22 protein-coding genes are annotated in these 22,184 nt (G+C 53.3%); 16 read left to right on the plus strand and 6 right to left on the minus strand.

Annotation, left to right across the window (positions count from 1 at the left end):
* Positions 1–187: 187 nt before the first annotated feature.
* Both JTP09_RS00150 and JTP09_RS10245 read left to right on the plus strand, forming a co-directional pair.
* A complete protein-coding gene (locus JTP09_RS00150; RefSeq protein WP_204875701.1) occupies positions 188–538 on the plus strand; it encodes a DUF2200 domain-containing protein in 351 nt (116 codons plus the stop codon).
* Positions 539–833: 295 nt separating this feature from the next.
* A complete protein-coding gene (locus JTP09_RS10245; protein ID WP_204875704.1) occupies positions 834–2,033 on the plus strand; it encodes a methyltransferase in 1,200 nt (399 codons plus the stop codon).
* Between the two features lie 100 nt (positions 2,034–2,133).
* Here JTP09_RS10245 and JTP09_RS00160 read toward each other — a convergent pair whose 3' ends face one another.
* Entirely contained in the window at positions 2,134–2,511 is a 378-nt protein-coding gene (locus JTP09_RS00160; RefSeq protein WP_204875706.1) for a DoxX family protein, read from the minus strand.
* 293 nt (positions 2,512–2,804) lie between these two features.
* Between JTP09_RS00160 and JTP09_RS00165 the strand changes: the two genes are divergently transcribed.
* A complete protein-coding gene (locus JTP09_RS00165) occupies positions 2,805–4,556 on the plus strand; it encodes a hypothetical protein (RefSeq protein ID WP_204875708.1) in 1,752 nt (583 codons plus the stop codon).
* A 191-nt stretch (positions 4,557–4,747) separates the two neighbouring features.
* On the opposite strand, the gene JTP09_RS00170 is transcribed toward JTP09_RS00165, so the two are convergent.
* Entirely contained in the window at positions 4,748–5,026 is a 279-nt protein-coding gene (locus JTP09_RS00170) for a hypothetical protein (RefSeq protein WP_204875710.1), read from the minus strand.
* A 68-nt stretch (positions 5,027–5,094) separates the two neighbouring features.
* On the opposite strand from JTP09_RS00170, the gene JTP09_RS00175 reads away from it, so the two are divergent.
* The 10 genes from JTP09_RS00175 (at position 5,095) to JTP09_RS00220 (ending at position 14,833) form a co-directional block, all read left to right on the plus strand.
* Positions 5,095–5,526 (plus strand): hypothetical protein, encoded by a 432-nt coding sequence (locus tag JTP09_RS00175; protein WP_204875712.1) that lies wholly within the window; start codon positions 5,095–5,097, stop codon positions 5,524–5,526.
* Positions 5,527–5,604: 78 nt separating this feature from the next.
* Positions 5,605–6,675 (plus strand): App1 family protein, encoded by a 1,071-nt coding sequence (locus JTP09_RS00180; RefSeq protein ID WP_204875714.1) that lies wholly within the window; start codon positions 5,605–5,607, stop codon positions 6,673–6,675.
* A 664-nt stretch (positions 6,676–7,339) separates the two neighbouring features.
* Entirely contained in the window at positions 7,340–7,564 is a 225-nt protein-coding gene (gene nrdH, locus JTP09_RS00185) for a glutaredoxin-like protein NrdH (RefSeq protein ID WP_204875719.1), read from the plus strand.
* A gap of 107 nt (positions 7,565–7,671) precedes the next feature.
* Entirely contained in the window at positions 7,672–8,148 is a 477-nt protein-coding gene (gene nrdI / locus JTP09_RS00190) for a class Ib ribonucleoside-diphosphate reductase assembly flavoprotein NrdI (protein WP_240334033.1), read from the plus strand.
* The gene (gene nrdE / locus JTP09_RS00195) at positions 8,106–10,286 is read left to right on the plus strand and encodes a class 1b ribonucleoside-diphosphate reductase subunit alpha (protein ID WP_204875720.1); all 2,181 of its coding nucleotides are present in this window, start codon (positions 8,106–8,108) and stop codon (positions 10,284–10,286) included. The genes nrdI and nrdE overlap by 43 nt, the downstream gene beginning before the upstream one ends.
* Positions 10,287–10,477: 191 nt before the next feature.
* Positions 10,478–10,966 (plus strand): MarR family winged helix-turn-helix transcriptional regulator, encoded by a 489-nt coding sequence (locus JTP09_RS00200; protein WP_204875721.1) that lies wholly within the window; start codon positions 10,478–10,480, stop codon positions 10,964–10,966.
* 124 nt (positions 10,967–11,090) lie between these two features.
* Positions 11,091–12,065 carry a class 1b ribonucleoside-diphosphate reductase subunit beta gene (gene nrdF / locus JTP09_RS00205; RefSeq protein ID WP_204876578.1) on the plus strand — a complete coding sequence of 325 codons (975 nt, stop codon included), beginning with the start codon at positions 11,091–11,093 and terminating at the stop codon, positions 12,063–12,065.
* A 297-nt stretch (positions 12,066–12,362) separates the two neighbouring features.
* Positions 12,363–13,229, plus strand: coding sequence for a GNAT family N-acetyltransferase (locus JTP09_RS00210; protein ID WP_204875722.1), 867 nt, complete (start codon positions 12,363–12,365; stop codon positions 13,227–13,229).
* On the plus strand, positions 13,226–13,915 hold the full coding sequence (locus JTP09_RS00215; RefSeq protein WP_204875725.1) for a lipoate--protein ligase family protein: 690 nt from the start codon (positions 13,226–13,228) through the stop codon (positions 13,913–13,915). Before JTP09_RS00210 ends, JTP09_RS00215 begins: the two co-directional genes overlap by 4 nt.
* On the plus strand, positions 13,916–14,833 hold the full coding sequence (locus JTP09_RS00220; protein WP_204875727.1) for an SOS response-associated peptidase: 918 nt from the start codon (positions 13,916–13,918) through the stop codon (positions 14,831–14,833).
* A gap of 103 nt (positions 14,834–14,936) precedes the next feature.
* On the opposite strand, the gene JTP09_RS00225 is transcribed toward JTP09_RS00220, so the two are convergent.
* Positions 14,937–15,446, minus strand: coding sequence for a GNAT family N-acetyltransferase (locus tag JTP09_RS00225; protein WP_204875729.1), 510 nt, complete (start codon positions 15,444–15,446; stop codon positions 14,937–14,939).
* 169 nt (positions 15,447–15,615) lie between these two features.
* Between JTP09_RS00225 and JTP09_RS00230 the strand changes: the two genes are divergently transcribed.
* A complete protein-coding gene (locus tag JTP09_RS00230) occupies positions 15,616–16,461 on the plus strand; it encodes a fumarylacetoacetate hydrolase family protein (RefSeq protein ID WP_204875731.1) in 846 nt (281 codons plus the stop codon).
* A 142-nt stretch (positions 16,462–16,603) separates the two neighbouring features.
* Here JTP09_RS00230 and JTP09_RS09925 read toward each other — a convergent pair whose 3' ends face one another.
* Together JTP09_RS09925 and JTP09_RS00240 are read right to left on the minus strand one after the other, a co-directional pair.
* Positions 16,604–16,930 (minus strand): hypothetical protein, encoded by a 327-nt coding sequence (locus tag JTP09_RS09925; protein WP_304621687.1) that lies wholly within the window; start codon positions 16,928–16,930, stop codon positions 16,604–16,606.
* A complete protein-coding gene (locus JTP09_RS00240; RefSeq protein ID WP_204875733.1) occupies positions 16,927–17,238 on the minus strand; it encodes a helix-turn-helix transcriptional regulator in 312 nt (103 codons plus the stop codon). Before JTP09_RS00240 ends, JTP09_RS09925 begins: the two co-directional genes overlap by 4 nt.
* Before the next feature lie 150 nt (positions 17,239–17,388).
* Between JTP09_RS00240 and JTP09_RS00245 the strand changes: the two genes are divergently transcribed.
* A complete protein-coding gene (locus JTP09_RS00245) occupies positions 17,389–17,973 on the plus strand; it encodes a DUF5808 domain-containing protein (protein WP_204875736.1) in 585 nt (194 codons plus the stop codon).
* Between the two features lie 198 nt (positions 17,974–18,171).
* Positions 18,172–20,187 carry a threonine--tRNA ligase gene (gene thrS, locus JTP09_RS00250; protein WP_204875738.1) on the plus strand — a complete coding sequence of 672 codons (2,016 nt, stop codon included), beginning with the start codon at positions 18,172–18,174 and terminating at the stop codon, positions 20,185–20,187.
* A 1,274-nt stretch (positions 20,188–21,461) separates the two neighbouring features.
* On the opposite strand, the gene JTP09_RS00255 is transcribed toward thrS, so the two are convergent.
* Positions 21,462–21,842, minus strand: a complete 381-nt coding sequence (locus JTP09_RS00255; RefSeq protein ID WP_204875740.1) for a GNAT family N-acetyltransferase — start codon at positions 21,840–21,842, stop codon at positions 21,462–21,464.
* Positions 21,843–22,184: the final 342 nt, after the last annotated feature.

The raw sequence follows: 22,184 nt of genomic DNA on the forward strand, positions 1-22,184 counted from the left end.
CTGTGAGGTGTCGCGGTCGAGGTTAAAGCTGACAAGCCCTGATGACTCTGCTGATTTCAAGGTTGCTTTCAAGCAGGTTGTAGCTGACTTGCCCACGATTTGAAGCAGTGAAAAAAATACCTGCTTTCTGCGGACAGCGTACCTGGGATACTGGCTGGGACGCGGCGTCCTGTCTTAAAATGGGACTATGAGTCACCGTATTTTTTCTACGGCAGTAGCTGATGTTTACCCTAACTATGTGGCAAAAGCGGTGCGTAAGGGTAGGAGTGAAGCGGAGGTTCGCGAGATTTTTTGCTGGCTGACCGGACTGACCGATGCTCAGCTGCAGACTACACTTGATGAGAAGAAGAGCTTTGAGGACTTCTTCGCCGAGGTAGATCTCAACCCCAACGCAGCCTTGATTACCGGCAGCGTGTGCGGAGTTAAGGTACAGGAGGTTGAAGACCCCCTCATGCAGAAAATCCGCTATTTGGATAAGCTCATTGACGAACTCGCCAAAGGCAAGGCGATGGAGAAAATTCTACGGACGCCGAAATAAATCAGCGCTGAGTGAGCTCCTCACCGATTTCGAAGAGCAGAGATTCGGTTTCCGACTGGTGTGATCCCACTAGTTGAACAGAAAGAGGTCATTCTTTATCATCAAAACCCTCGCTGTGGCAGGGGCACGTGCCGAGGCGGACACGCATGCCCCTGAGTGGGACGTCCAGAGGCCGCGTCCCCGGTTTTTGCTAGTAGCATCTACAACCCCAAGTGCTGTTTTCTAGCTTAGCCTTTCACCCCGTACACCCAGGGGAGAAACTGAGGCGATGTTCAGCGCGTGAGATAATAGGGGAGTGCATACATCAACTGTTGAAAACCTGCGAGCGCGAGCTGAGACTCTCGCCAGTTCCCTGGATCGTCTGATTAATGCGGACGCCGCCTACGCGGCAGATGCCGACGTTCTTATTCTGGAGGACGCGAGTTTCGCCCTGACCCTGTGGGCTGTTGCCCGGGTACTTGACGCTCATCAGGATACCGAGATCAGCGCGTCCACTTCATTCGAGGGTAGAAGCCCAAAAGTGTTCGTTCGCAACCGCTCCTATGCTACGAGCCTCGCCCTGCACGAGCTGCTACAAGAAGTGAGCTGCCGAGATAGCGTTGCCATTTCGGGTATCGACGCGCAGGGGAAGATTTCCGTTGAGACGCTCGCCCCCGTAGATTTTCTGAACTACCACAACTTTCACGGCACCCTTGCGATGGGCAAACTACCCAAGTCGCACGGTGCGCTCGCTGATATGGCGCAGGCTTTTTCGCAGTATCTTCTTGCCAGCGGTGGTGCGGTGCCTTCTGCCCGTCTAGTGCTGGGTGGCAACACCAAGCATATGAGCATTACTTTTAATGAGACCCTGGGCAGGGTCTTTGCTCAGGTGCGGGGCTTACGCGGCAAAGGAAAGAATCGCTGTTTAGAGGCAAGTGAGCCACTGCCGTGTGCTGAAAGCTCACAGGGGGTGAAGCAGCAGAGTATCTCTTTGCGGGGTTTTGGTGGGGTTTTCTCTGGTGCTAAGGCTGATTGCGGTGGGCAGCTGTTGGCGCAGGTAGCCTGCGATGTGCTGGATGCGTGGCGGGGGAGCGCGAGCGTGCTTGATTTCGGGTGCGGCAACGGTTCGGTAACAGTGCAGCTGCTGGAACACTCTTCCCAGCTGCAGAGTGTTACCGCAACAGATATTGATAGTGATGCTGTTCGCAGTGCTATTGCTAATGTGGGCGGGGATTCTCGCGTGAGTGTTACGTGGGATGACGCGGCTGCCCGCTTACCCGATGCGGCTTTTGACCTGGTGTTGTTGAACCCGCCCTTCCATGATGGTACGGCGGTTGATATGACGCTGGTTCGCCCCCTGCTGGCAGCGTCTCATCGGTTGCTGGTGCCCGGTGGAACTTTGTTGGTGGTGTACAACTCTCATGCCCGCTATCGTGGCGTGATTGAAGATTTATTCGGCGCAAGCACGCAGGTGATGCGCGATAAAACCTTTACCGTGGTGAGGGCAACCCGCTAGCTCATCTTTCTTTGCACGGCGGAGGGTTCACTTTAGGAATTGAGGGCATAAAAATGGGGGTTCGGCACTAAGCCACCCCCCCCATTTTTAGTGAGAAGTTTTACTTCTTGGTTGCTAGGTGTAGCAGACCGCCGATGATGGAGAGGTTCTTGATAGCCGAAATGGTGTGGTTGGTCTTTTCAGCGCCGTCTTCCATTGACCAGAAGGGGTGACCGATGACGGTGGTGGGAACCAGCATGCCTGCCAGCACTACGGCTGAGGTGCGAGGGGCAACTCCGAGGGCGAGGGTGGTACCCAAGGTCGCCATGGTGATGCCTGAAAGTTTTGCAACCTGGGTGCCTTCTACGAGCAGGTTGTACTTTTTGGCTACTGATGAGACTGCTCCGCCAATATACTCGGCGTTTTCTACCTGGCTTTTACCGCCGAGGAGAAAGATGCTGGCAAGAGCGGTGCGGGATGCTAACTGTGACAAAATCATGAGATTTACTTTCTAAAGAAAACAATTTGATATTTCCAACTCTACACAAAAATTTTAGTGTTCATGGGCAGTCCATGGGTAGTCCCCTCTGGTAAACGGGGTGAAATATCTTACGAATGCTCTATGCAAGATGGTGGGGCGGTGCCTTTTTCGAGTTGTCTACGCTCTTGAGGGGAAGTATTACCTAGAAATGAGTGGAATCTTGGTGGCTCGTTATGCAAGCTACAGGTTCATAGTGCTCTTGATACTATGGAAGCCAAGGCACCCACCCCTTCACGTTAAGGAGTAATAGCATGCAAGACCCCCAGAAACCGACCGCAGAAACCACACCCGAACCCCACGCGTCCGCTCAACCCACCGGCAAACCCCGCCCTCAGGGCAGTAAAGAAAAAGAAACTGCCACCCAAATAAACCCTAAGAACTCAAAACCCTCACCGCAAGGCACGCAGAAAACCACTGACTCTGTAGGAGCTGCCAGCTGGATAGGTACCCTGGCTGTTCTCATCTTTCTCTGCCTTGTACCGGTCATCTGGTTTCGGGGTTTGGGCGTCCTGGCTTTCACCGAAACTATCCTGCGCGAATGGACCCACGTCCTGCTTCTGATAGCCCTGCCCCTTATCATTGGGCTGTACGGATGGAACCGCATCGAAAACCGTAAAAAGAAAGTAGCTACCAAAGACCGCGGAAACGACCGCCTCCTGAAAAAGTTCTCGTCTCTTACTCTGGCATCTGCGGTGATTACCGTTCTCGGCGGCGCCTACACCTACGCCGTACACCCCTATCTCGTCGCTCAAAAATACACATCAGACACCATCACCACCGAAGAGACCACCAGTTACGCCGATCGCGCGCCCTGGATTGTCGCCAACAACTACGCCCAGCGTGACCAGGGCGAAATCATCGGTGATCGCGAAGACGTTCACTACGTACCCGCCGACCAAGACGCCTCAGCAACCGCTGGCAACGGCACCGGCAAAGGAACCTCCCGCTACACCGTCTTGGTCAAAGAACGCGGAATACTAGGCACCGGCGGTTATGAAGCCGTGCAAACCCTGACCATGCCCACCACCGGCACCATCCCCGCCGATGCCTCCACCTTCTGCCCCATTCCCGATAGCATGACCAAACGCCTCAATACTGTATGGCCCTGGCACTCCCTACGCTGGTCAATCCACGCCAAGGCACCTCTCGCCCACTTCGACGAAGACGATGCCTACGGCTACTGCACCGACGACAACCAGCCCCTCATTATCGTGCCCCTCTACTCCTACCAGGGCTTCTGGAACACCACCACCGCCCCCAACGGAGCCGCCCTCTACAGCAAAGACGGCGTAGAAATACTCACCCCCGAACAGCTCACCGAACGCGGCATCGAAGGTCCCACCTACCCGCGCTCGCTGGCTGAAACTCAGCGCAAATCAATCAACGCCGGTGGCACCCTGATTCAGTGGCTGGGTTCCAAATACGGTTACGATCTGACCGATACTGATGACGAAGACGCGAACGCCGGCAACCCTGCCGAGTTCACCATGATCTCACCGACCGATAGGGCACTTGAATATGTCTCCCCGCTGACCCCGCGCGGTTCCTCACAATCCATCACCGCGATCTCCAGCGTGCCCGCCCAGCAAGAGAGCACTACCCGCGCACCTTTGACCATCAACACCTCCACAGACCTGCCCGCTACTTCAACGCTGGTGACCGCCATCAAGGAATCCAGTGTTGCTGGCGATAACGCCTGGACTACCCGCTGGTCAGCAGGCATGACCACCTACGAAATTCTGCCCGCTCGTGACGGCCACTGGGCAGCATCCATCGGTCAGGGTCAGGCTGTGTCTTACCGCGCTGATATTGCCCCTGACGGACGCGTAACTGTCGTAAATTCCGAAACCGGGCAGCGTTCACAGGAGGCAGAGGAGCAAAGCACATCTTCAATCACCCTCGACGCTGGTAAACCCCTGAACGAAATGAGCGAGACAGAACTACTCGATCTCATTCAAGATGCCACCGGAGAACTGCAAAGAAGGCAGGCTGATAGCAACTAATCAGATCATCACGTGTGAGAAGTCCCAGTCTTCATCCTGTTCCAAGATTCCCTGTCATCACCACGGTAGGGGTCAAAGAAGACGGAAAACCCTCCCTCTTGATAAAGACATAATTTAGTGAAAGATTCTTCCACTCTCTCACCGAGGGCGTGGAAGAATCTTTTATATAGAACAGCATTACTCACTCACTGCTAGAACAGCTCCAGGCCAAGGCTCGCGCCTCTGCCACCAATATGGCACATCAAGCTGGCAGTCCAGTTACCACCACCCACCGCAAACTTAAAGACCTCAAAAACTCCCGCACCATCGCCTACATCAACAGCCCACCCCGACACCATCAAACTCGTCGAATCAGGCAAAATCGACCTCCCCCCCTCAGCACCGACAAAATCCACGTCAACAACCTCATCCTCGTCACCACCAACAAAAACGCCCTCTAACCCACCAACCCCACGCCCCGGAACAACCACCCCACCACCTCACAAAAACCACCCCCACATTTACCCAAAACCAAGCCGAACACGATATATTCATATACATGTCAAACAAAATCACACTCACAACCTCAACCCTAGCCCTCGGCGCACTCCTCACCGGCTGCGCCCACACACTACCCACCGGCATCGCCCTCGAAGAAACCGACTCCTTCGACCACCGCGACGACATCATAGTCTCCGGCGCCATCCACACCGAAAACGGCAAAACCGCACCCGGCAACATCCGCGTCACCGTAGAAGGCGAAACCTTCGAAGGCAACGAAGAAACCTTCAACGGCAAACAAGCCTTCTACAAACTCACCGCAGACAACACCGCCGACCTCCACGGCAAAACCTACTGGGTCACCGTACAAGCCGAAGACCCCGAAGCAGAAGTAGAATGCTTCATCAAAGACACCGGCATCACCCACCCCACCCACGTCTCAGAATCACACGGAACCGGCAGCGCAACCTGCCGCCTCGTCCACAACTAAACAAAACCCACCACCACAGCCGCCGAGCCCACTAGCCCGGCGGCTTTACTACACCACCCACCGCCCACAAGGAAACCCATGAACACCCACCCCATCCAAACCGCTGCCCACAAAGCAGACAACATCGCCTACCGCATCGGCACTCGCATCCACTGGTGGCGCGAAAACCGCGCTCGCGATAAAGGATTGGAAGAGGTCATGGTAGCTAACCCCGGATACGGCTCAACCTCATGGATCCGCATCATCGGCAGGGCACTCTACAAAACAGACGGATTCGAAGAAATTATCGACTCAATGGTGCATAACGACACCGCCCAAGGCGCCATCCGCGGATGGCGCTCCTTCTCATCCATCGCCATCTCCCACGCACCAGTCACCGTCACCATCGACGGCAACACGATCTACCACCTCACCACCAACAAAGGGGGAGTCCTCGACGAAAAAATCGCTGTACAACTCGAACCCGGCATCCACACCATCACCCTACAAACCCAACGCTCCCAACCCGCCGAAACTGAAGTCTTCATCGTCCCTGACAACCAAAAAATCGGAATCCTCTCAGACGTCGACGACACCGTCATGGTCACCGCCCTACCCCGCCCCATGCTCGCCGCCTGGAACTCCTTCGTCGTCGACGAACACGCCCGCATCCCCACCCCCGGCATGGCAGTACTCATGGAACGCCTCACCAAAGCACACCCCACCGCCCCCATCATGTACCTCTCCACCGGCGCCTGGAACGTCTCACCCACCCTCACTCGCTTCCTCTCACGCAACGGCTACCCCAAAGGCACCTTCCTCCTCACCGACTGGGGCCCCACCCCCACCCGCTGGTTCCGCTCAGGCGCAGACCACAAAGTCCGCGAACTCACCCGCCTCGCCCAAGAATTCCCCCAGATGAAATGGATCCTCATCGGCGACGACGGTCAACGCGACCCCGACATCTACAACGGCTTCGCCGTCCGCTACCCCCAAAATGTCGCCGCAATTCTCATCCGCAACCTCACCACCGGCGAAACCATCCTCTCCAAAACCACCCGCGTCTGGGCAGACAACCGCGCCAAAGAAATCACCCACGGCGACCTCTGGGAAGAAGCCAACGACGGCGCGACCTTCTCACAAGCACTCAAAGAAAAAGACCTACTTTAAACCCCACCACACACCCCACAGTGTTCGTAGGCGCTTTCTGATGCCACTCTCACCGTTGTCAAAAACGCTGGTTTTCGGTCGCGGTGTATGTGGCGGACGCGCCTGTGAGCGTTTTGTGTTTGGTGTACTGAGACTCCCACGAATTTCAGACACACCGAGGGGATAAAACGAGAAAATTTAAGGGTCAACGGAGGTTAAATACCTCAACCTCAAGAGATGCTTTAAGGTCAAAAGCCCGAAATTCTGCGGGAAATTCACAGGGTAAATGGGGGTCTTAAAAGCAAGCAAATCTTGTGTGATTAACAGGTCATAGATACCTCGCGTGGGGCGAACCGATACAACAGGCATGTGGATAACTTGCCGATTGCGGGGCTTAACCCGTGCAAACTCGCCCCAGAGACTGCACCTCACCTTGTGGATACTGCCCAGAAAACGACTCAACCACACTATCTAGGGGGTCTGCCAAAGATTAGCCACTAGATGTAGTATTGATACCTGTTGCGTACCCTCCACCCGGTGGTAGCGCACCAGCGCCATGAAACGGCGCAGACTCGGCTCTGCACCGCTGATGGTAGCCACTAAGCCTCGCAGCTTACCCACAAGATTTTGACTACGAATAAGCCGGCACACCTATCACAGCGTGCCAACTCTAAGGGAGATAACAATGTCAGTTACGGTGTACACCAAGCCCGCATGCGTTCAGTGCAACATGACTTACCGTACCCTGGACAAAAACGGCATTGAGTACAAGGTCGTTGACGTGACTGAAGACGCCGCGGCTCTGGCATATATCAAAGATTTGGGCTACATGCAGGCACCTGTCGTTGTTGCCGGTGAAGACCACTGGTCAGGTTTTCAGCCCGATAAGATCAACGCGTTAGCTGCCTAAAGCAAAGCGCCGCAGTCATCGTCATTGTCTGGCTACGGTGAGCTTTGACTCCTGCTTTTTATCAATTACCTCAAATACTAAAAACTCGAAAATTCACGGAAAGAGTTGTGTTTGCTGTGATACAGCGTGCAGTTCAGGCCCCACAAGATCCCGCCGAACCCTTAGTGGTGTACTTCTCCTCGGTCTCAGAAAACACGCACAAGTTCGTGCAGAAAACCGGAGTGAGAAACCTGCGCCTACCGCTTACAGCCAAGGACGAAATTCCGCAGGTTAACGAACCTTACGTGCTGTGCATACCCAGCTACGGGCGTCCTAACGGCAGCGGATCAGTGCCACCTCAGGCAGTGAAATTTTTGAATAACGCAGAGAATAGAAAACATCTCACCGGCGTTATGGGAGCAGGAAACACAAACTTTGGCGATCTCTACTGCGTAGCAGCAGATATAGTCGCCGCTAAATGTCAGGTGCCGATACTCTATAAATTCGAGTTGATGGGCACCACCGAAGATGTCACCAAAGTACAAGAAGGATTGAAAGAATTTTGGACGAAAAACTCCTTTCACACGTCGTTAGCACAGAGCTAGGGCACGAAGACCTCTCAACCCCCGAAAAGTTCCAGGGATTGGGATACCACGAGCTGAACGCTATGCTCAACCTCTACGACGAGAACGGTCAGATTCAGTTTGACGCTGACCGTCAGGCAGCTCGCCAGTACTTCTTGCAGCACGTTAACAACAACACCGTTTTCTTTCACGACCTGGAAGAAAAAATCGACTTTCTCATCAAGAACCAGTACTACGAGAAAGAAGTTTTCGAGCAGTACAGCTTTAACTTTGTGAAGTCATTGTCAAAGCAGGCGTACGCCAAGAAGTTTCGTTTTCCGACCTTTTTGGGCGCGTTCAAGTTCTACACCTCCTATGCGCTGAAGACCTTTGACGGTCAGCGTTACTTGGAGCGTTTCGAAGACCGAGTGGTCATGGTTGCTCTGCTGCTCGCTGAAGGCAACGAGACTCTGGCTCAGGAACTGGTTGAAGAAATTATCTCAGGACGCTTTCAGCCAGCTACCCCGACCTTCCTGAATGCGGGCAAAAAGCAGCGCGGTGAACTGGTTTCTTGCTTCTTGCTGCGCTTTGAAGACAACATGGAGTCCATCGGTCGTAACATCAACTCGGCGTTGCAGCTTTCTAAGCGTGGCGGCGGCGTAGCTTTTGCGCTCACCAACCTGCGCGAATCGGGCGCGCCCATCAAGAAGATTGAGAACCAGTCTTCAGGTGTTATTCCCGTGATGAAACTTCTTGAGGATTCCTTCTCCTACGCGAACCAGCTGGGCGCACGTCAGGGTGCAGGTGCTGTTTACCTGCACGCTCACCACCCCGATATTTACTCCTTCTTGGATACCAAGCGTGAGAACGCTGATGAGAAGATTCGCATTAAGACCCTCTCGCTCGGTGTTGTGATCCCCGATATCACTTTCGAACTGGCTAAGCGCAACGAAGATATGTACCTCTTCTCGCCCTACGATGTTGAGCGCGTCTACGGTGTGCCTTTCTCAGATATTAACGTTTCTGAGAAGTACTACGAGATGGTTGATGATGCGCGCATCCGCAAGCAGAAGATTAACGCTCGCGAGTTCTTCCAGACCCTGGCTGAGGTGCAGTTCGAATCGGGCTACCCCTACGTCATGTTCGAAGACACCGTCAATAACGCTAACCCCATCGACGGCAAGATCATCATGTCGAACCTCTGCTCAGAGATTCTGCAGGTTTCAGAGCCCTCAAAGTTCAACGATGACCTTTCATATGAGACCGTGGGTAAGGATATTTCCTGCAACCTGGGTTCACTGAACATTGCGCTGGCGATGGACGGGGGAGACCTTGCGAAGACCGTTGGCACCTCCATCCGTGCGCTGACCGCTGTGTCAGATCAGTCAGATATTCGCACTGTGCCCTCTATTGAGCGCGGCAACAAGATGTCTCACGCTGTGGGCTTGGGGCAGATGAACCTGCACGGTTATCTCGGTCGCGAGCACATTCGCTACGGTTCAGAAGAAGCGTTGGATTTCACCAACATGTACTTCTACACCGTGACCTACCATGCGATTCGTGCATCCATGGAAATCGCTAAGGAACGCGGGGAAACCTTCGTCAACTTTGAGAAGTCTGATTACGCATCAGGCAAGTACTTCGAAAAGTACATTGAAGGTAGCTGGGAATTCACCACCGAGCGTGCCCGTGAACTGTTCGCTGGCCACTTTGTACCCGGTGTTGAGGATTGGAAGCAGCTAGCTGCAGATGTAGCTCAGTACGGCATGTACAACCAGAACCTGCAGGCTGTTCCGCCGACCGGTTCAATCTCGTATATTAACGGCTCAACCTCATCGATTCACCCGATTGCCTCAAAGATTGAGATTCGTAAAGAGGGCAAGCTCGGGCGTGTTTACTACCCCGCACCCTACCTCACCAACGATAACCTTGAGTTCTACGAGGACGCCTACGAAATCGGTTACGAAAAGATTATCGACACCTACGCTGTGGCAACCCAGCACGTTGACCAGGGTCTGTCTTTGACTCTGTTCTTCCGTGACACTGCGACCACTCGCGACGTTAACCGCGCACAGATTTATGCGTGGCGTAAGGGCATCAAGACCATCTACTATTCACGTATTCGCCAGATGGCGCTTGAAGGTACAGAGGTCGAGGGTTGCGTCAGCTGCATGCTCTAAGCGATTAAGTATAGGCTGAGCGGACGCGTCCGCCCCGCTGATGTACAGGCACCTGCTTTCTCCTGCGATGGGGGAGGGCGGGTGCCTTTTTGCTTGCCTGTGGCGGGGTGCGGTTGAGTTCTGCGGATGCCCCGTGCTATTTTTATATAAAATAACTTATCAGGTAAACTGATTATCTTTGGGTGGGGCTGATGAAAAATTTTTCACAAAAGGACGCGGCAAACCTCCATTTGGCGGTGTTTAAATTACATCGACGGTTGCGGGCTGAAACAGCAACCATCACCCAGCTCAGTGAACACGAAGAAAACGTGCTGATGGCACTGCACTACACGCCGGGGCTAACCAACGCTGAGCTTGCGCGGCACGAGCACATTACTCCGCAGTCGATGAATAAAATTACAGCAGCTATGCTCAAACACGGAGTGCTGGAATCTCAGAAGAACGTTCATGATAAGCGCCGTAAAGAGCTTCTGCTCACGGGGCAGGGGAGGGAACTCGCTGAGTCGGTCGCCCAACAACGAGCGTTGTGGTTGGCTGCAACCGTGGGGCAGGAGTTCGAGCCGGAAGAAGCCCAGCAGCTCGCGCGCGTCCTGCCTTTGCTGCATCGTCTGAGTGATAAAAAGCAGATGCAACAGCACAAATTTATTCCGGTTGCGCCACCTCTTGAGACCGAAATTTAAGTGAGGTTTTACTAGCTCTCTGAGGTGGGAAAAGCAACGGCAAAGTGACACAATAGTAAGATGATGCCAGCGTTCTACATTTGCTAGAACACCCCCCAAACGTCAAGGAGTTTTACCGCTGATGATGAGCGAAAAGGTCAAGCTAGTTGACCACGTTGAAGCAATCAACTGGAACCGTATTGAGGATGAAAAAGATCTTGAAGTTTGGGACCGCTTGACTTCGAATTTCTGGCTACCCGAGAAGGTGCCGCTGTCTAACGACGTGCAGTCATGGAAGACTCTGACTGAAGAAGAGAAGCAGCTGACCATGCGCGTCTTCACCGGTCTGACTCTGCTTGACACGATTCAGGGTACCGTTGGTGCGGTTTCTTTGTTGCCGGATGCGGTCACCGCTCACGAAGAGGCTGTGTACACCAACATTGCGTTCATGGAGTCAGTTCACGCTAAGTCGTATTCTTCGATTTTCTCGACCCTGTGCTCGACTAAGGAAATCGATGAGGTTTTCCGCTGGGCTTCTGAGAACCCGCACCTCCAAAAGAAGGCGCAGATTGTGATGAAGTATTACCAGGGTAATGATCCGCTGAAAAAGAAGGTCGCATCAACCCTGCTGGAATCTTTCTTGTTCTACTCAGGTTTCTACCTGCCCATGCACTGGGCGTCACGCGCTAAACTTACAAACACTGCCGATTTGATTCGTCTGATTATTCGCGATGAGGCTGTGCACGGTTACTACATTGGCTACAAATTCCAGCGTGGTCTTGAGAAGGAAAGCCCTGAGCGTCAGCAGGAGCTCAAGGACTACACCTTTGACCTGCTCTACGAACTGTATGAAAACGAAGTGCAGTACACTCACTCTCTCTACGATTCCGTGGGATTGAGCGAGGACGTCAAGAAATTCCTGCACTACAACGCTAATAAGGCTCTGATGAACCTAGGCTACGAGGCGATGTTCCCCGCAACAGTCACCAACGTTTCACCCGCGATCCTCTCGGCGCTCTCACCGAATGCGGACGAAAACCACGACTTCTTCTCAGGCTCCGGCTCATCCTATGTGATTGGCAAAGCAGTTAATACTGAGGACGAAGACTGGGACTTCTAAATTCCCTAGTCAGCTTGGGTTTTCCTGGTTGATTCTAGCCGGTGATTCCGGGGTTTTTGGTTCGGTTTCGGCGTTGGGGTTTATCCTGTTTTGTTCTTAACTGTGGTCAAAACTATGGTCAAACTTCATAGCTGACCACAGTTAATCTAGGCGTCTAGAAACACAAAAAGGCCCCTCACCACACCCCAGTCTAGGGGAGTGGTGAGGGGTAATTTTTTTAGTGCATCTCTTCCATGCTCACCCACTTGCACCGGGTGGCATTTTCACCCGGTCCCGCGGGTAGGTAAAATTGACCTCATGACTTTACCCACCCCGTCCGCTATTACCTCTTATCAGCAGGTTCGCCGCGTCCTTGACGCGCAGCTTGAGGCTGATTTTTGTTTGCCCGCGGGCGCTATTGCCTCAGCATTTGAGAGGGGCAAGGAGTTGCTCACCGCGCCACGCCTCGACCTAGAGAAAATGGCTCGGCATCGTCGTTGGTGGACGCGCAGTCACTTCGAAATGCGCTTGGGCAACTACCGGGGCGTGACTTTGCTGTGCGCCACGCATCCGCGCGTCTTGCAAGAAGTCACCCAGCTGTTGAGCGGGGATGCCGGCAACTGGGTGGGGGACTACTCAAAGCTCCACCGCGTCAACGACTTTCTGAGCCCCTACGCCCTGCAAAGCTCGGGCACGGCGCTCTTTTTCACCGCAGGACGCGCACTTTTTGATGCACCCGCCCGGCAAGAACCAGCGGGGTACACTTTTACTTGGCTGACCGCGCCCCTGATTGAAACATTCCGAGGGGATGCGCGTTTCGCCAACGCGCTAGGTTTCAGCAAAGACCGTCCAGATACCCAAGTGCTCGCAGCTTTTCACGGGGGTACACCGGTTGCTATTGCCGGTGCCAGCGCTGACTCTCAGCTTGCACGGCAAATCGGTATTGATGTGCTCCCTCAACACCGCGGCAAAGGTCTTGCCTCATATCTCGTTGAACATTTGGCGAGGGAGGTTCTTACCGCCGGTTTTGTGCCTTTCTACGGCACTTCGCCCTCACACATTCTTTCGCAAAAAGTAGCTCTCAACGCGGGTTTTGAGCCTGGCTGGTATGAATACGTGTCAACCAGCCTGTTGGAGGTTCGCACCGATGACCCTGCTGGCGGCCCGGAGGGTAGGCAGGCATGAGTCTTGGTGTTCTCAGAGACTTTATCGCACCCGGTGAGCAGGTTGATGCCTACGCCCGCAGCTTTCAGCTTCTGCGCGAAGTGGGAGCGGGCGAACGCGGTGCGACGGTGCGTCTATATCAGCCGCAACCGGTGGTTGCTTTCGGGCGCCGCGATGAGCTGAATCCAAATTTTTCTCAAGCCGCTGATGCCTGTCGTGATCACGGTTTTGAGCCCATCGTCCGTAAAGTAGGCGGTCACGCTGCCGCCTATCATCAGGGGTGTTTAGTGATCGATCATTTTCACCCCACGCGCGATGCGATTACCGGCAATAATGAGCGGTTTAGTATTTTTGGTCAGATGTACGCGGACGCGCTGGCAAGTGTGGACGTGCCCGCGGCTGTGGGTGAGATTCCGGGGGAGTACTGCCCCGGTGAGTACTCGGTGTACGGTATTCACTCTGATGGGCGCAAGACTAAACTGGTGGGCACCGCGCAACGAGTGGTGGCGGGTGCTTGGTGGTTTAGTGCGGGCATCGTGGTAGAGGGCGCGGCGCAGCTGCGAGCTGTTACCACTGACGTTTATAGCGCTTTGGGTCTTGAGCTGAATCCCGCAACCGTGGGGGCTGTTACCGATATTAACCCGCTGGTTGCCATTGAGGATATTGAGGATGCGGTGCTTGAGGCTTTTGCCTGTGAGGGGTTTTAGATGTGCGGTCGTTATGCTCTGAACTTTGACCACGGCGTTTATCTTGCGGGCGTGCCCTTAGAACACGAGATTCGCAATTTTAACGTTGCACCCACTCATACTGTGCCGGTTATTGTGGAGCGTTTGGCTCCTCCTGAGTTATTTGCTGACGACAGCGCTCAGGTGGGGGAGCGCGTCCGCCTGGACGATTCTGCACAAGAAACAGTGCGTGAAATTCACTTTGCCAGGTGGGGTTTACTACCAAGTTGGGCGAAGGACGCGAGTTTCGCGGCGAGGGCTTTCAACGCTCGCTCAGAGACAGTGCTGAGTAAACCGACTTTTCGTGCGGCGGCTGTGCGTGGGCACTGTGCTATTCCGGTCAGCGGGTACTTTGAGTGGAAAACTGAAACCACAACCGCCGGTAAAACCCAGAAAACGCCCTATTTTATTCACCGCGCAGACCGCGAGCCTATTTACTTCGCCGGTCTCTACGAGTGGTGGAAAATCACCGATGCTGAAGCGCAGAGACCAAATTCTCGTTTTGCTGGCCAGGCGGGGCAGTGGCTCTTGAGCTGTTCAATGATCACCATACCTAGCCCCGATGAGCTGGACGCCGCCGAGGCAGCTGATAATGATACTGAGTCCCATGCTCTTATGGATCTTGGAAATCTGCATGACAGGTTGCCAGTGCCCTTGAGTGAGAAGTCTTTGGGGGTATGGCTACGTTCCGGAAAGGTATCGGGGCTTGAGGGCGAGACTGCTTTGGAGGGTGTCACCGTTCAATCTTCGGCGGTGGACGCCTTGGCGCAGGTTCTTCAAGATGCCTACCGTCAGGCCCGGAACTGGCGTATGCATCCGGTCTCAATGGAAGTGGGCAATGTAGCCAACAACGCGCCCCATCTTATTGAGCCGGTCGAAGATTTATTGAGTGGGCTCTGACTTTTACCTACGCCCCGTCTATGCTTCTCCGAAAACCTGCAGAATGAAAACCGCCCCGCCACTTTTTGATTACAGGGTGGCGGGGTGGTTCTGTTAAAGCGCTTTAGAAAGGATCCTCTTCTGTGGGGAACCAGCGTCTGAAATCTAGGGTGAGGTAGAGGGCGAGCGCTGCGGCGTTGCCTTCGTCGATGTGTACGAAGAATTCTTCGTGACCGCTTTTGTTCAGCACTTCGCTGGTGGCTGCAATGAGCTGTTCCGCGAGGCCTTCGCGGCGGCGTGATGAGGCGGTGAAGAGTTCGTAGATGGTGGGGGTGTTGTCAGGGCCCACCATGTCGTTGCGGTTTTTGAGGGTGAGCGCTGCTGCTACGATCTGCCCGTTGTCATCGACGACAACGGGGGAGGCTTCAGCATAGAATTCACCGAATTCACCGGCGATGATTTTTTCGATTTTTTCTTGTGCCTGCTCTTGACTCCACAGGTCGTTTGATTCGTAGGATGCGAAGTAGAGTCGCGCGAGGCTGGGCGCGTCTTCTACTTGTGCCGGGCGCGTGACGATAGTCTGCTCGCGAGGGCTGATTTGGGTGTCACCTACTAAGGTGATCCTTCCGGTCATGGTGTTCTCCTTCGCATCAGTGAGATGGCTTTCACCTAAGATTACTGGTTTTGTACAGATGTACAAGCGGTTTCACGCAATCTTTACCAAATATTTATGCAGCGTGTCACATGCTAGTGATCGAAATGTTAGTCTAAAAGAATCTAACGCCATCGTTGAAAGGGTTGTTATGAACTGGGCGCAAATGACCGATGAGGGCAGCGAGCGCGCTGTTTTTTCTACCGAAGGTTCTAGCTTTGTGTTTGAAGATTCCCTGAAAGATTTGCTGGTAGCGGGTGTGGCTCAGGGTATTGTGGACGCGGCTACTGCCTGTGCCGCCGGAGGGCAGCAGCGCAAGCCTCTTGAATCTAGCGAGCTAACCTTGCCGGTGCGTCCTGGTAAAACTCTTTGCATCGGTTTGAACTTCAGTGATCACGCGCAAGAAGTCGGTCAAGAGTTGCCCACTCACCCCACCATTTTCACGAAGTTTGATAACGCGCTGATTGGCGTAAATGATGATATTGAGTTACCTGCTGCTGACCTCTCTACTCGCAGTGACTGGGAGGTAGAGCTTGCCGTGGTGGTGGGTCGGCGCGTCCGTCGAGTCAATGAAGCGCAGGCGCGAGAGGCTATCTTTGGTTACACCGTGGCAAACGATATTTCTGTGCGTGACTGGCAAGGGCGTACGCGTGAGTGGTTTCAGGGTAAGAACTGGGATCGTTCGACTCCGCTGGGTCCTGTTATCGTTCTGGCGCAGCAGCTAGATGTTGAGGGCGGTCTTGCGATGCGGTGTACCGTGGATGGGGTAGCGCGGCAGGACGGCAGCACCAGAAGTATGGTATTCTCGCCCGCGCAAGTGCTTGCCTATATCAGCCAGTTTATGACCCTTGAACCCGGCGATATCATTCTCACGGGAACTCCTGCCGGCGTGGGGGTGTCATTGCACCCGCGGGCTTGGTTGGCACCGGGGCAGGTCGTTGAAACCGAAATTGAGGGCATCGGCAAGCTCGTTAATCGTTGCATCGCCGGTCAGTAACGCAACCTAAACTTTCGTCTCAGGCACCTGAATATGTAAAAGGGCGACACCCACCTTGCTTATCAAGGTAAGGGGTGTTGCCCTTATGCTCATGACCTCAATGGTTGTTTGTGTGTTTAACCAAGGAAGGTGTTAGAGGTATTTAGGCTGCGTGTTCGCAGGTTGAGCAAGCGCAGTTGTTGCAGATGCAGTTAGCGCAAGCGTCGTTGCAGTCGCCACATTCGCAGGTTGCGTGGTTGCAGGTAGTGCAGGTGCAGTTCGCGCAGTCGCAGGTTGCACACAGATCGTTGCAGTCGCCACATTCGCAGGTGGCGCACTCATCGTAGTGACCGTCGTGTTCGCGGTGTGCGTGACCGTCGTGCAGGTAATCAACGTGATCCAGATGGATTACAGCTTCGTGGCCGCATGAGGGGCCGTGGGTGTGTGCGTGCTCTTCTGAGTGGATGTGTTCTAGGGTTGCGGTGCTCATTGCATCTCCTTGGTGTGTTCGTGTACATCGGTCACAATGTGGCTGATGTGGTGGTCGGTGAGTTCGTAGAGGGAGGTTCGCCCCTGCACTTCTCTGGTAATCACATGAGCTTCTCTGAGGATTTTCAGGTGATGTGAGACGAGCGGTTGTGAGACCTCTAGGTGTTCGGTGAGCTCACTGACGGTATGCGGTTTATTGACAAGGCAGTGCGCGATTGAAATTCGAATTGGATGCGCCAGTGCTGCAAAGATTGCCACTGATGCTTCGTACTTGGTTTCCCAATCGTTTTTTTCGCCCTGTTGTTCCATAAATAGAACTTTATATAAAGAAATCTTTATACACAAGGCTTTGAGGGGATTTTGTATAAAAAATTCTTTATGAGAATGAGTTGCGTTTTCTCTTGTAGGGCAACTTGTGCATCTGTGATTGTTTTAAGTGATACAGATTTTGGGGTGGCCATGAAAATTACAATCCACAACAACTCGTCTCTGCCCGTTTACCAGCAACTCCACCATCAGGTGGCGGACGCGGTAGCCAGGGGAGAACTACAGCCGGGGCAACCGCTACTGTCGGTACGGGCACTGGCTAAACAGCTGGCGGTCAATCCGGCAACCATCGTGAAGGCATATAACCTCCTGAAAGAGGAAAGCATTATCGAAAGCCGCCCGCGGGGGAAAACAGTGGTTGCCTCCAAGGAAAACAGCCCTGCCCCCAAGATGATGGAAAGCTGGGAAGAAAAACTGCAGCAGGTAATTGCACTTGGACTAGCAGAGGGTCTAAGCCCCGAGCGCATTGAGCGTTCTGTGCAGGAGCTTGCAGACCGCAGAAGAATCGACATTACCCAGCTGGAGCTACCTGACACCACCGAGCACTACAAGTGGGGCTTTATCTACATCAACAAAGAAGACCCATCGATCTTCGTACCCAAAGCAATCGGTTACGGCTGGAGCCTAAACTTCGGCAACAAATGGGCGTGGGCAGTTCTGCTAGCTCTGACTGCGCCAGGAATCATTATTGTGCTAGCGGCAACAGTTCTCACCTAGCTAGCAAAAGGACGCGCTCCGCACTACCTGCGCCACCGGCATGTAATCCTGCGGGGGCGCGTCCGCCCGTCCGATACTAAAAACTAGTAGAATAGTCACTGTTCTGTGCCCTCGTATCGCACAGAAAATCTGCACCGAGCAGATCAAACGAAGGTTTGCCCTTTGTACGGGTGAACACCACACACTTGAGGAGACACTGTGTCTATTGAAATTACCGTTGCTGGCGAATCACGTTCGGTTGAAGCTGGCACCACCGCCGCTGAGCTTTTCGCTGAAGACCGCGAAATTGTTGTGGCGCGTGTGAACGACGTGCTAGTTGACCTTTCCCACGAACTGACAGCTGGCGACACCGTTGTTCCGGTAAGCATCAATGAGCCGGAGGGTCTCAACGTGCTGCGCCACTCCGCCGCGCACGTGATGGCGCAGGCTGTACAGGAATACCGCAAGGACGCCAAGCTCGGCATCGGTCCCTACATCACCGACGGTTTCTACTTCGACTTTGACGTTGACGAGCCCTTCACCCCCGAAGATCTGAAAAAGATCGAAAAGAACATGGTGAAGATTATTAAGAGCGGTCAGCGTTTTCAGCGCCGCGTTGTCACCCACGATGAGGCTGTCGCCGAAATGGCAGATGAACCCTACAAGCTTGAACTCTTGGCGCTCACCCAGGGCCCCGGTTCTGGCGCGAACGCTGCTGAGGGCGCGTCCGTTGAGGTAGGCGAAGGCGACATCACTATCTATGACAATGTGAACGCTAAGACCGGTGAGATTATTTGGAAGGATCTCTGCCGCGGCCCGCACCTGCCCAACACCAAACTGATTGCTAACGGCTACGCGTTGATGCGTGCCGGTGGCGCTTACTGGCGCGGTTCAGAGAAGAACCCCATGCTGCAGCGCATCTATGGTACCGCTTGGCCCACCAAGGACGAACTGGTTGCCTACAAGGAGCGCATTGCTGAGGCTGAGCGTCGCGACCACCGCCGTCTGGGCGAAGAGCTTGACCTGTTCTCTTTCCCCAAGACCATTGGCCCCGGTTTGCCGGTCTTCCACCCTAAGGGCGGTATCATTCTGCGCGAGATGGAAAACTACGTGCGCACCCGCCACATTGAAGAGGGCTTCCAGTACGTGAAGACCCCGCACATCTCCAAGGAAGATCTCTTCTACACCTCCGGTCACCTGCCCTACTACGCGGACGGCATGTTCCCCGCCATGGAAGACGAGGGCCAGGCATACCGCCTCAAGGCAATGAACTGCCCCATGCACAACGAAATCTTCCGTTCACGCGGCCGTTCCTACCGCGAGTTGCCCCTGCGTCTGTTTGAGTTCGGCACTGTTTATCGTGATGAGAAGTCCGGGGTGTTGCAGGGGCTGACCCGCGTTCGCATGATTACCCAGGACGATTCACATTCCTATGTTACCAAGGAGCAGGCACCGGACGAAGTCCGTCACCTGCTGAAGTTTATGCTGTCTCTGCTAGAGGACTTCGGCATGATCGATTTCTACCTGGAGCTTTCAACCCGCGACACCGAGGGCGATAAGAAGGACAAGTTCATCGGCACCGACGAGCAGTGGGAAGAAGCAACTGCTGTTCTTGAGAAGGTTGCGGCAGAGACCGGTCTTGAGCTGGTTGCTGACCCGGGTGGCGCTGCTTTCTACGGCCCCAAGATTTCTGTTCAGGCCAAGGACGCGATTGGCCGCACCTGGCAGATGTCTACCGTTCAGTACGACTTCAACCAGCCCAAGCGCTTCGGCTTGGAGTACCAGGCATCTGACGGATCCCGCCAGGAGCCGGTCATGATTCACTCGGCGAAGTTCGGTTCGCTGGAGCGTTTCTTTGGTGTGCTGACTGAGCACTATGCGGGTGCCTTCCCGGCGTGGTTGGCTCCGGTGCAGGTTGTGGGTGTTCCTGTGGCTGAGGCTTTTAACGATTACATGGGTGAGGTCGCGGCGAAGTTGCAGGCTCACGGTGTGCGCGTTGAGGTGGACTACGGTACTGACCGTTTCCCGAAGAAGATCCGCACCGCATCCAAGGAGAAGGTACCCTTCATTCTCATTGCCGGTGGCGAGGACGCAGAAAACGGCGCGGTATCCTTCCGCTTCCGCGACGGCTCACAGGAAAACGGCGTGCCGGTGGACGAAGCTGTGCGTCGTATTGTGGAGCATATTAAATCAAGGAATAATGAGGAGCCGAAGAGTGCTGTTGAAGCTGAGTAACTTTAGCTGACTCGCCACGCAATAAAACTGAATATAGTAGTGTGGCCCATACTGTTAGGTATGGGTCACACATTTTAAAACAGACAATTTAGTTGGAGAAAATTGGTTATGTCGATTGAAGGGTCAACTACCTATGATTATGAGAACAAGACACTAACTAGAGAAGAAAGTGATGATCCCGAAACTGTCATTGATGCTGATAACCCTGCAGAAATTACTTAAAAAGTAATTGATATTGATATTTTTAGATTAGTTCGTAGATATAAACAGAAAAGTATTATCGTCCCAAATTTCGGTAATGAAGAAATGATAAATGGTGTTTATCTGAGTGTGGAAAATATAGCATTAAATAATCTATTTTCCATGAATATTTGAGAAAGTTGTGGGTGTCTAATATATTTTAGTCATTCATAACTTTTTATTTTGTTTATCATAAAATAATAATAAACTGTCTCAGTTGTCCCATCTGGCGAAACTTCCCTTTTGAGGTTTATTCAAAAGTCCTATCAGCCGCATAAAACACCGACCCCCATACCAGAAGAAAACACCCGCTCATAAGAACCCAACTTCCGACGAAAACCTGTATGTAAAATATGCCACGTACAACACCAGTGCAATAACCAGCTCCACCACAGCCCGCAGTCTATTGATCACACGATTGTTGTCCTTGACCGACTGAGGTGTTTTCACCCCGGATTTACGCTTAGTCGGCGTCAATAAACCCAGCTCCACGTAGCCCTTATCGGCTAGGGTAGTTTCATCCAGGTATTTCTCTAAACCGTGTTCCTTGAACGCAAAGCATCATGCCTAGCCCCAGGAACTGGGTCAGCAATAGCCAGGAGCGTACCATCAAGGCGGCAGGTCATCTGATGATCGAAACCAGCACGTTTATGCTTGCCGGAGAAGTTTATTCGCCTAGTGAACGCCCAATTCAAGTGGGAGTCTTATTTATAAGGTCTAAAAACCAGCTTACGGACGATACAACGGCAAACTAACCTTCTCGCCTGGTTCGCTAGCGCTCAAAAGGCGATTCCTGCATTTATCCTGATCACGAAGACTTATTTGCTCGCTTGCTCAGATTCTTCGCGCTCAGCTCTTCCAGTTCGCTTTCTTGTTGCATCCTTGCCGCTGGATACCCTTATGAATAAGTCTTATTGGTATGCTTCTGGTGGAAAGCCTGTAGTTCTTCGAATAGTCAATCCTTGCGGTTACTCGAAACATATGCTCATTACATTCCACCCTCACCCGCTTAGCCGCACGATAAAGCTGACTCATTAGCTGACGTCTATACTCAGGCTCATGTGAAGCTCCCACAGATTCACCTCACCCAGCTTTTCTGTTTTAGCCCTACCTGTCAGTGAGAGCCCAGCCCTCTCGTAGAACCTGATTGCCTGTGCATTGCCCTCTAACACCCAGAGGTTCACTTGCTTAAAACCTGCCTCAGCAAGACGAGCGATAGCGTCCTGCCTGAGTAGCCTGTCTAGACCCTTACCTATAAAAGTGGGGGAGAGGTAGAGAGCATAAATCTCACCTACTAAAGGATTCTCACGGTCGGACCCAAAAGAACAGACACCAAGAACTTTCTCGGTGGATACGCAGATAACCCTCATTTCAGAGAGCGGGTTTTGCTCGTTCTCTCGAATGATTCTGCGCACCGCATCAGCGCGGGAATCTATCGAAAGCCCCTTCTAAAATGTCACGGGGAATCAAGCCCTGGTAGGCGTGCTGCCAGCCCTCTACAAAAATGTGCGCTATAACCGGGGCATCATCTAAGACAGCGGTTCTTATCGAGCAATCATTGGCTACCATTTTTCACTCAACCGTTGTACGAGAGCCCTCTCACGAGTCTAGCTTTACTACAACCCAGTAGTCTGAAGTAGCGCTTACACACGACCAATATCCAGATTAGAATAAAAATATGAAACCGACCTCCGCATCGCTTAAGCTATGACAACTCGTTGAAGAGCACCGTGAAGAGATTGATGAGGTGCTTACTC

The organism is Rothia sp. ZJ1223 (genome assembly GCF_016900985.1).
Classification (GTDB): Bacteria; Actinomycetota; Actinomycetes; order Actinomycetales; family Micrococcaceae; genus Rothia.